We start from the raw sequence: 9,731 nt of genomic DNA, 5'->3' as shown, positions 1-9,731 counted from the left end.
GTTATTAAATGATAGCAATATTCCTAATAAAGTAGATAAAAAAACTGGATATTTATAATAATCTAATTTTATAAAAAATAGAAAGAATGCTATACCAAAAGGTGATATTTCATCTACTATAGTAAATCGGCTAAGTAAGAACCCTATTGCCATAAAAATTGCTGTTTTGAAATTTATATATCTATCAATTCTTATTTTATTAATATTAAATCCTCTGCTCTTTACAGCAGCCCCATTTCTCTCCATAAAAAATCTCCTCCTTTGTTTACAATGAATTATATCAAAGGGGAGAATTATATTTTGTCACAATTGGTTTAGATATTCCTAAAAAATTAAGACATTTTTTTTGATTTTTGACACATTAAGCCTTCCAAATTATCATATTCACTTATCATTATTTTTTCAAATTCTAATTTTTCCATTATAATATTCAATATTGTTACACCAGCTGTTATAATATCCGCTCTTTTAGGCTGTAGGCCTTTTATTGTTTTCTTATCGTTTAATGTCATCTTTTTTAAATTTTGTAGAATTTTTTCTATATCTTTTTTTGCAACCTCACTATTATGTACTTTTTCCATAGAATATACTTCTAATTGTTGATTTATAGCTGAAACTGAAGTTATAGCCCCTCCGATTCCAACTAATTTACTTATTTTTTTATTTTTAAGTATTTTTAATGTTGAAGAAATAGTGCTTTCAATAAAAGAATGCATACGGTTAAAGTCCTCTTCATTTATAGGATCTGTAGTAATAAACTTTTCTGTCATTCTAAGAGCACCTACATTTTCACTTTTACAAAACTTTATTCCTTCCTCATTTCCAAATATGAATTCTGTTGATCCTCCACCTATATCTATAACTAAAATATTATCCTTCTTATCTCCTTCAGTTCCCTCTAGCACGCCTAAAAAGCCTAAATTAGATTCTTCATCACCACATATTATCTTAACGTCTATATCAGTAATATCTTTTGCTCTTTTAACAAATTCCTTCCCGTTTTTACTGTCCCTTAAAGCTGATGTACCCATACAGTAAATTTCCTCACAATTTTGCTCTTTGCATATATCATTAAATTCTTTTAAAGCATTTAAATTTCTCTCCATAGCATCTTCAGTGATATAACCTTTTTCATCAACCCCTTGGCCTATTCTAGTTGTATTTATATATTTTTTTCTATTCTCTATTTTGTTATTTTTATAATCTGCTATTAAAAGTCTCATAGAATTTGTTCCTATATCAATAGTTCCTATTTTCATCTCTCGTCCTCCTTATATAAAACTTATACTTTATTATAAACGAAAAAGAGATAACTTAGTTATCTCTTTCAATTGAATCTACATATATTATCTCATTAGATTTAATCATACCTAGTTGATTTCTAGCAACTTCTTCTAAGTCATTTTCATTGCATAACTTTTCTAACCTATTTATTTCCTCTTTAGTATTTTCTATCTCATTGTTAATTTGTATTATTTCAGCCTTATACTGATTTATCTTTTGTATTTGAAATATAAAACCTGTTATGATACTAAACACTAAAAAAAATACAAATAAGCCAACAATTATTGATTGCGGTAAAAATCTTTTTAATATTTTCATATCCCTACACCCTTTTTATTTTTTCTTTTTCTTTTGTTAGATAAAAGTACACTTGGTATATAACAAATAATATCAAATATAAGATGTATTGAATAGATAATAATGTAATACAAATTGTTTAAAAAACTGACTATGTAATGTGCAGTTTTTTTGAATAAGCTTGTAATAAAAGAAATTATTTTATTGAATACTATAAAAACATATTTACTTATAGTGTAGTAATATAAGGCAAAACCTAAAAACAAGGCTACAAAATGATAGTATCTTAAATCAAACTTTTCTAAAGTGTTTATAGTTATAAATATAACTACAGTTATTAATATCCAAAATATCAAATCAAATAAAAATGATATTTTCCTTACTACTTTAAAATTTCTTCTTAAAGACCTATAAAAATCAAATAGTAATCCTATTACTATACCACCATAAAGAGTTAGATAAAATATGTTTATATCTTCTATGAAAAATCCCATACTTATTTAAATACCTTTTTCAAGAATTTTTCCTCAGGTTTTTTATCTTTTACATAATTTAAAGAATTCACTGTCCCCTCAACACTAATTATACTTTCTTCTAAATTAAGCTTACTCATATCCAAACTTTCACCCTCTACGATTAATCGTCCTGCAGATGTTAAAAGTTCTACTCTCTTATCATTAAAAGAATATATATGATCTACACCTGATATAACTAGGCTTGATCTTTCTTTTAGACTTATACTATGTTCCATCATATCCCCCCAGTATATATAAATTACTCCTAATATAATATACTGAGGTTATATAAATATTATTCTATTATCTCATACATTTCCTTAGCTTCTGCTTTAAGTACATGCTCTTTTATTTCAGTTATTTTAAATTTCATCTTTTTTTCTCCAAAAGTCACTTCTAAGATATCCCCTATCTTAACCTCAGAAGAAGATTTTGCTAACTTTCCATTTATTGTAACTATGCCTTTATCACAAGCTTCTTTTGCAACTGTTCTTCTTTTTATTATTCTTGATACTTTTAAAAACTTATCTAGTCTCATGATACCTCCCTAATATGCAGAAAAAGTGTGGTATTCCCACACTTTTATCTATTTATCAATGTATTATATTCTTATTTGTTTATAGCTTCTTTTAAAACTTTTCCAGCTTTGAATACTGGAGCTTTAGAAGCTGGTATATTTATAACTTGTTGTGGGTCTCTTGGGTTTCTACCTTGTCTAGCAGCTCTTTCTCTTGTTTCGAAAGTTCCGAAACCTACTAATTGAACTTTGTCTCCATTAACTAATGCTTCTTCTACAGAACTCATAAATGCATTTAATGCATCTTCTATTTGTTTTTTAGTTAACTCTAATTCACTTTTTTCTGCCATTTTTGATACTAATTCAGCTTTATTCATTATTCTTACCTCCTAAAATGTGTTCATATAAAACTCTTTTTTTAAGTTCTATATATTAATAAAATTTCCTTCTATTATTTATTGAAATTTAGCCTTTTCCCAAAGTTCATCCATTTCCTCTAATGTCATCTCTTCTAATGTCTTATTCATTTGTGTAGCATTATGTTCTATAAATTTAAATCTTTTGATAAATTTTTTACTAGTTAGGTTTAATGCTTCTTCAGGATCAACTTCTAAAAATCTTGCCAAATTTACTATTGAAAATAATAAATCGCCTAACTCTTCCTTTATGTATTTTATATTCCTTGATTTACATTCGTCAAGTAGTTCTTTGTATTCTTCTTCAACTTTTTTACAAACATCGTCAATATTATCCCAGTCAAACCCTACCAACGCTGCCTTATGTTGTATTTTTTCTGCTTTAGTAAGAGCTGGCAAAAACTGAGGAATTCGTTCTAAACCTTCAGTAACTGTGGTTTCTCCCTTTTCCTCCTTTTTCAAATCTTCCCATGTTTTATCAAATTTATTCATATCTACATCAATATTTTTAAAAACATGAGGGTGTCTGTGTATTAATTTATTACAAATGCTACTTGACACATCTCCTAAATTAAAATATCCTTCTTCTTCACCTATTTGGCAATGGAAAATAACTTGTAAAAGTACATCTCCTAATTCTTCTATTAATTCGTCAATGTCATCATTATCAATTGCTTGAGCTACCTCATAAGCTTCTTCAATAAGATATTTTTTTAGTGAATCATGAGTTTGTTTCATATCCCACTCACAACCTTCAGGACTTCTTAACTTTTTCATTATATTTTGTAGATCATGTACTGTATTATATAATTTTTTACTACTTTTTGGTATATATAAACTTGTTAAATAACTAAATAGTTCAGGTTGTCTATCTAACTCATAAAGTTTTACATATGTTTTACTTTCTAATCCTTTAATTCCTGCCCCATTTACTATGCATATTTCTTGTTCATCATCGTAATGTTCCATTAACTTTAATTTAACATTAGAGGCTATAAAGTGATCATATATTTGAGTTATTATTGTATTAGTATTTGTATCAATATAAGATTGTTCTAACTCAAAAGCATCTAATAATTTAAATCCTTCTGCTGGATCTACACCTATGTAGTTATACATTGCGTCTACAAAGCTCATAGACGGTATTATTTCAAGTTCTATATTGTTTTCCTTAGCTAAGCTCTCTATTATACTTACTGTCTTTTCTGCCACTCTTGGATGGCCTGGAACAGCATATACCAATTCTTCAGTTTTGCCCTTATCTATTATGAACTGAGAAATCTTTGTATATACTTCTTCAAAATTTTCTTCATTCTCATAAAAGTAGTCTAAAGCTATATATTTAACCTTTTCTTCTAGTTGATCTACTGTTGGATGTTTCTTAGTTCTTAAGTAAACATTTGAACTATTACTTAATGCATCTAGTACACCTTGACTAATTAAAGAATAATCTCCAGGACCTAGTCCTACAATAGATATTTTTCCCATATTTTTTCTCCTATATTTAAGGGATAAGATTATATACTCATAGACCTTATCCCCTTTTATTTTATATTTTTATTTCATAAGTTTAAGTTTATTTAAGATTCTATATATTTTTTCGCCTTTTGGTAGAGTTAAAATTTCATCTTTTCTAATTCCACCTATTCCTAATAATACTAATCCATAAACAACTCCACCTATAGCTATAGATATTAGAGTTGATAATGAATTTCCTAAGAAATCTACCATAAATCCATATGATAATTTAACAACTACGTACATTGTTATAACCGTTATCAATGGTTTTATAATGAATTCTTTTGGTGATAATTTTAATTTCAGATGTTTCCTTATATAAATAAACTCTATTATAGATGCTACTGCGTATGCTGATAAAGTACCTATTCCAGAACCTATTATATTTATTGATGGTATACCTGTTAATACATAACTTAGTACTACTTTAAATATCATACCTATAGCTAAAGCTATAACTGGAACCATAGGTTTTCCCATGCCTTGTAGTATTCCATTCTGTGCATATATTAAACCTAAGAATACTGCACATGGAGACACTACTAATAACATGGTTCCAAGAGATGCTGGTTCAGCTGGATATAATAGTTTCATTATTGGCCCTGCAAGAGCTGCAAATCCAAATGTAGCTGGTAAAGTAACTAATAATATAGTTTTTAAACCTGTCTTAGCTTCTTTTCTTACTCGCTTCATCTGCTTCAGTGCATAAGCTTCTGAAATAGCTGGTACCAAACTCATACCTATAGCTTGGTCTATAACTATAAGTAAGTTTACAGTTGATATTGCCATTCCTGACAATTGACCAAGTAATGAATTGGCTTGTTCTATATTAAATCCAGTCTCCGTAAGTCTTCTTACTACTATTACACTATCTACCATGTTTACCAAAGGCATTACGCATGCACCTATACTTATAGGTATAGCAACATATAATAATCTTTTTAATATAGTAGCTGTACTTTCAAGTTTTATATGTTTACTTTGAGCCATTTCAGCTTTTCTAGATTTACTACTTCTTAAATATATGTAAATTAAAAATATAGCTGATGCAAATCCACCTATTGCAGCTCCTAGTACTCCACCAGCAGCTCCCATTTGCTCTCCAAAGTTTTTCATAAGCATAGATGCTAAAAATAATCCTAATACTACTCTAAAAAACTGTTCAATTATTTGAGAAATAGCTATTTTAGACATTTCTCTTCTTCCTTGGAAATACCCTCTATAAGAAGACATTAATGGTACAAATAATAATGCAGGAGAAATAGCAATTAATGCTGCATATGCACCTTCATTTTTCAAAATCACTGTAGATATAAAGTCTGCTCCAAAGAAGAAAAATGAAAATGATATCAATCCAGTAATAAATAAAACTGTATATGATATTCTAAATGTCTTATTTGCTCCACCAAAATCACCTACTGCTCTTTGTTCTGAAACTAATTTGGCAAGTGCTGTAGGAAACCCTGCCGTAGCCAGTGTTAAAAATAAAGTATATACAGGATATACTGCTTGATAATATCCCAACCCCGTTGAACCAATTATATTTCCAAGAGGAATTCTAAAAAAGGCCCCCATGATCTTAGTAATTATACCTGCTAATCCAAGTATAAGCGCACCTTTTAAAAACGATTCTTTATTCGTGTTATTGCTCATAACAATATACCTCCATTTAATTCTATAACAAACTTTAATATAACATATCTATAATAGTATATTCAACAATTTAGCATTTTTTAATTTTTTTGTGATTAATTTATGTAAATATTAAAGGCCCTCTTTCGAAGGGCCTAATAATCATTTATTGTACTTGTTTTCCTAAAAAGCTAGCTGCTATTTTTAGTATTTTTTCTATATCTTCAGAGAAGACTTCGTTTTCTTTAGTAACTACTGAGATTGAACCTATGCAGTCTCCTGAATCGCTTATTATTGGCATAATTATTTGACCGCTATATTGAGTAGAATCATCTTTATATAATGGTATCATTTTATTATCTTTAGCATGTTTAACTACTCTATTTTCAATTAACTGTTCTAATTCATTACTTATGCTTTTTTCTCTATAATCTTTTTTAGGTAATTTTGATACAGCTATTATAGAATCTAAATCTGTTACAACGATTCCTTGGCCTAGTATTTCACCTAATGTTTCTGCATATTCTTGAGAGAATTCATTTAATTCTCCTATTGGAGAGTATTTTTTTAAGATTACTTCTCCGTCTTTAGCTGTAAATATTTCTAAAGGGTCTCCTTCTCTTATTCTAAGAGTTTTTCTTATTTCTTTAGGAATAACAACTCTTCCTAGATCGTCTATTCTTCTAACTATTCCTGTAGCTCTCATTTATTTATTAATCCCTCCATTACTGTCTTTAATATGTATATATTTTTACCATTGACAAGAAAAATATACAAAAAAAGCTATATCCTAATTTGGACATAGCTTATTATATTAGAATTTAACTGATTTTACAATATCTTCTTTAGCTTCTACCTTTGAATTGTCTTTTAACTTCACAACGTATTCGTTGTATTCATTATCAACTAATGTATCCTTTATTTCATCCTTTACTTCATCAAAAGTTTGTTGTTTATTCACTCTATCAGATACTTTTATAATATGATATCCAAATTGACTTTCTACTAATTCAGAAACTTCTCCTGCTGTCATATCAAATGCTGCATCCTCAAATTCAGCCACCATCTCATTTCTACCAAATGTACCTAAGCTTCCACCATTTGTAGCTGATGCCGTATCTTCAGAATACTTTTTAGCTAATTCGGAGAAATCATCTCCCGCTTTCACCTTAGCAAGAATTTCCTCTGCTTTTTTCTTAGCTTCTTTTTTCTTCTCTGCTGATAATTCATTACCTTTATCATCTTGAGTTTTTATTAATATATGAGATGCTGTAACAGTATCTATATAAAAGCTTTGTTTATTTTCTTCATAGTACTTTTTCATTTGTTCATCAGTAATATTTGCATCTTTAGCAAATTTATTTTTTAAATTATCATTAGCTAAATCCCTAGCAAATTGATATTTAAAAAACTTATCATTTATACCTATTTCTTTAAGCTGTTTTTGATAAGCATCATCATTTTTTATTTTTTCTTTAAAAGTATCTATTTCCTCTTGTAATTCTTTATCTGTTGGTGATATACCTTCTTTTTCAGCCTTTTGGTATATAACTTCTGAAGTAATCATTGATTCTAAAACCATTTCTTTTAATGAATCTTCATAAGTTTTTCCTTCTTCAATTTCTTGTGACCATATTTCACTTCCATAATATAATTCCATAGAAGATTTATTTAAAGCTAATGTTTTTTCGTAGTTGCCTAAAATAATATCTGTACCATTTACGGTAGCGACTGCCTTATTTGAACTACATCCTGCCAATGATATTGTTACCATCAATGATAAAATCAACGATAATATTTTTCCCATAAAACACCTCTTGATTTAATTTTTGATATTACACATTTTTTCTAATAATTCTTCTAACTCTTTAACTATTTTGTGACCCAATGTTTCTTTAGTTTTGTATCTAGTTAAAGGTGCTAGTATGATTTCATTTTTAACTTGTCTTACTTTTTCTATCTTAAGTTTTTTGCACATAAACTTGATATAAGCAATATTTAATAAAGTTTCAACAGGCTTAGGTATATCTGAAAACCTATCTTCTAATTCATCCTGTACTTCGGATAAATCTTCTTTAGTTTCTATACATGCAATCTTCTTATACATTTCTAATTTTATTAATTCATCATCAATATAATAGTCTGGTATATATGCATTTACACTTAAATCGATTTCCACATCTACTTCTTCTATTATAGGTTCACCTTTAACTTTTCTTATGGCATCATTTAACATTTTTACATATAAGTCATATCCTATAACTGCCATATGTCCATGCTGCTGAGAACCTAATATATTACCTGCACCTCTTATTTCTAAGTCTCTCATAGCTATCTTAAACCCTGAACCAAACTCAGTAAATTCTTTAATAGCTTTTAATCTTTTTTCTGCAACTTCACTCAAAACTTTATCTTTCTCATACATAAGATATGCATATCCTTGTCTAGAGCTTCTTCCAACTCTACCTCTTAACTGATACAGTTGAGCTAGCCCCATTTTATCTGCATCATAAATTATCATAGTATTTGCATTTGAAATATCCATCCCGGTTTCAATAATCGTTGTACAAACTAGGACATCATACTCTTTGTTCAAGAAATCGAAAATAATGTTTTCAAGTGATTTTGATGTCATTCTTCCATGAGCTACTGCTACTCTAGCATCAGGTACTAAATTTTGTATGGTAGCTGCCATTTTTTCAATACCTTCTACTCTATTATATACGAAAAATACCTGTCCACCTCTAGCTAGTTCTCTTTCTATTTCATCCTGTATGACACTTTCCTTAGCTTCTGTTACATAAGTTATAACTGGATGTCTTTCTTGAGGAGGATCTTCTATAACACTCATATCTCTAATACCACTTAGTGACATATGAAGAGTTCTTGGTATTGGCGTAGCAGATAAAGTTAATACATCCACAGTATTCTTTATTTTTTTAAGAGATTCCTTATGTTTAACTCCAAAACGCTGTTCTTCATCTATTACTACTAGTCCTAGTTTAGGTAGATTAATATCTTTTGAAACAATTCTATGAGTTCCTATTAATACGTCTATTAAACCTTTTTTAGCATCATTTATAATATCTTTTTGTTGTTTTGCAGTTTTAAATCTACTCAATACTTCCACTCTTATAGGATAATCTTCAAATCTCTCCTTAAAAGTATTGTAATGCTGCTGAGCAAGAATAGTTGTAGGAACTAATACAGCTACTTGCTTTCCATCCATACAAGCTTTAAATATAGCCCTTATTGCTACTTCTGTTTTACCGTATCCAACGTCACCACAAACTAATCTATCCATAACCTTAGAAGATTCCATGTCCTTTTTAGTTTCTTTTATAGCTTTTAACTGATCTTCTGTTTCTTCATAAGGGAAAAGAGATTCAAACTCATTTTGCCAAACTGTATCTTTAGAGAATTTAAACCCTTTGACTTTTTCCCTCTTAGCATAAAGTTCTATGAGGTCTTTAGTCATATCCTCTATTTCCCTTTTAACTTTTGCCTTTGCTCTACTCCATTCACTAGTTCCAAGCTTATTTAACTTAACTC

Annotated in this window: 11 protein-coding genes and 1 pseudogene; all 12 read right to left on the bottom strand. The window is 28.8% G+C overall.

Features of this window, described 5'->3' with window-relative positions; genetic code table 11:
• A pseudogene (locus J7G74_RS13480) lies at positions 1-246 on the bottom strand (stage II sporulation protein E); the annotation flags it as partial.
• 86 nt (positions 247-332) lie between these two features.
• On the bottom strand, positions 333-1,259 hold the full coding sequence (locus J7G74_RS13475) for a Ppx/GppA phosphatase family protein (protein WP_297136283.1): 927 nt from the start codon (positions 1,257-1,259) through the stop codon (positions 333-335).
• A 55-nt stretch (positions 1,260-1,314) separates the two neighbouring features.
• A complete protein-coding gene (locus J7G74_RS13470) occupies positions 1,315-1,602 on the bottom strand; it encodes an FtsB family cell division protein (protein ID WP_297136281.1) in 288 nt (95 codons plus the stop codon).
• Complete coding sequence (yabQ, locus tag J7G74_RS13465) at positions 1,599-2,075, bottom strand: spore cortex biosynthesis protein YabQ (protein ID WP_297136279.1); 477 nt, start codon at positions 2,073-2,075, stop codon at positions 1,599-1,601. The genes J7G74_RS13470 and yabQ overlap by 4 nt, the downstream gene beginning before the upstream one ends.
• 2 nt (positions 2,076-2,077) lie before the next feature.
• Entirely contained in the window at positions 2,078-2,332 is a 255-nt protein-coding gene (locus J7G74_RS13460) for a YabP/YqfC family sporulation protein (RefSeq protein WP_297136277.1), read from the bottom strand.
• A gap of 59 nt (positions 2,333-2,391) precedes the next feature.
• On the bottom strand, positions 2,392-2,634 hold the full coding sequence (locus tag J7G74_RS13455) for an RNA-binding S4 domain-containing protein (RefSeq protein ID WP_297136275.1): 243 nt from the start codon (positions 2,632-2,634) through the stop codon (positions 2,392-2,394).
• A gap of 71 nt (positions 2,635-2,705) precedes the next feature.
• A complete protein-coding gene (locus J7G74_RS13450) occupies positions 2,706-2,990 on the bottom strand; it encodes an HU family DNA-binding protein (RefSeq protein WP_297136273.1) in 285 nt (94 codons plus the stop codon).
• Between the two features lie 78 nt (positions 2,991-3,068).
• Positions 3,069-4,517 (bottom strand): nucleoside triphosphate pyrophosphohydrolase, encoded by a 1,449-nt coding sequence (mazG, locus tag J7G74_RS13445; RefSeq protein ID WP_297136272.1) that lies wholly within the window; start codon positions 4,515-4,517, stop codon positions 3,069-3,071.
• Positions 4,518-4,586: 69 nt separating this feature from the next.
• Positions 4,587-6,200 (bottom strand): putative polysaccharide biosynthesis protein, encoded by a 1,614-nt coding sequence (locus tag J7G74_RS13440; protein WP_297136270.1) that lies wholly within the window; start codon positions 6,198-6,200, stop codon positions 4,587-4,589.
• A 145-nt stretch (positions 6,201-6,345) separates the two neighbouring features.
• Complete coding sequence (locus J7G74_RS13435; protein WP_297136268.1) at positions 6,346-6,885, bottom strand: stage V sporulation T C-terminal domain-containing protein; 540 nt, start codon at positions 6,883-6,885, stop codon at positions 6,346-6,348.
• Positions 6,886-6,993: 108 nt separating this feature from the next.
• The gene (locus tag J7G74_RS13430; RefSeq protein WP_297136266.1) at positions 6,994-7,986 is read right to left on the bottom strand and encodes a peptidylprolyl isomerase; all 993 of its coding nucleotides are present in this window, start codon (positions 7,984-7,986) and stop codon (positions 6,994-6,996) included.
• Positions 7,987-8,001: 15 nt separating this feature from the next.
• Positions 8,002-9,731: transcription-repair coupling factor (gene mfd, locus J7G74_RS13425; RefSeq protein ID WP_297136264.1), on the bottom strand; the 1,730-nt coding region annotated here is incomplete at its 5' end.

The sequence above is a fragment of the Terrisporobacter sp. genome (assembly GCF_017888745.1).
GTDB lineage: Bacteria > Bacillota > Clostridia > Peptostreptococcales > Peptostreptococcaceae > Terrisporobacter.
Note: the sequence above shows the minus strand (reverse complement) of the source record. Positions and strands in the feature narration are given on the sequence as shown.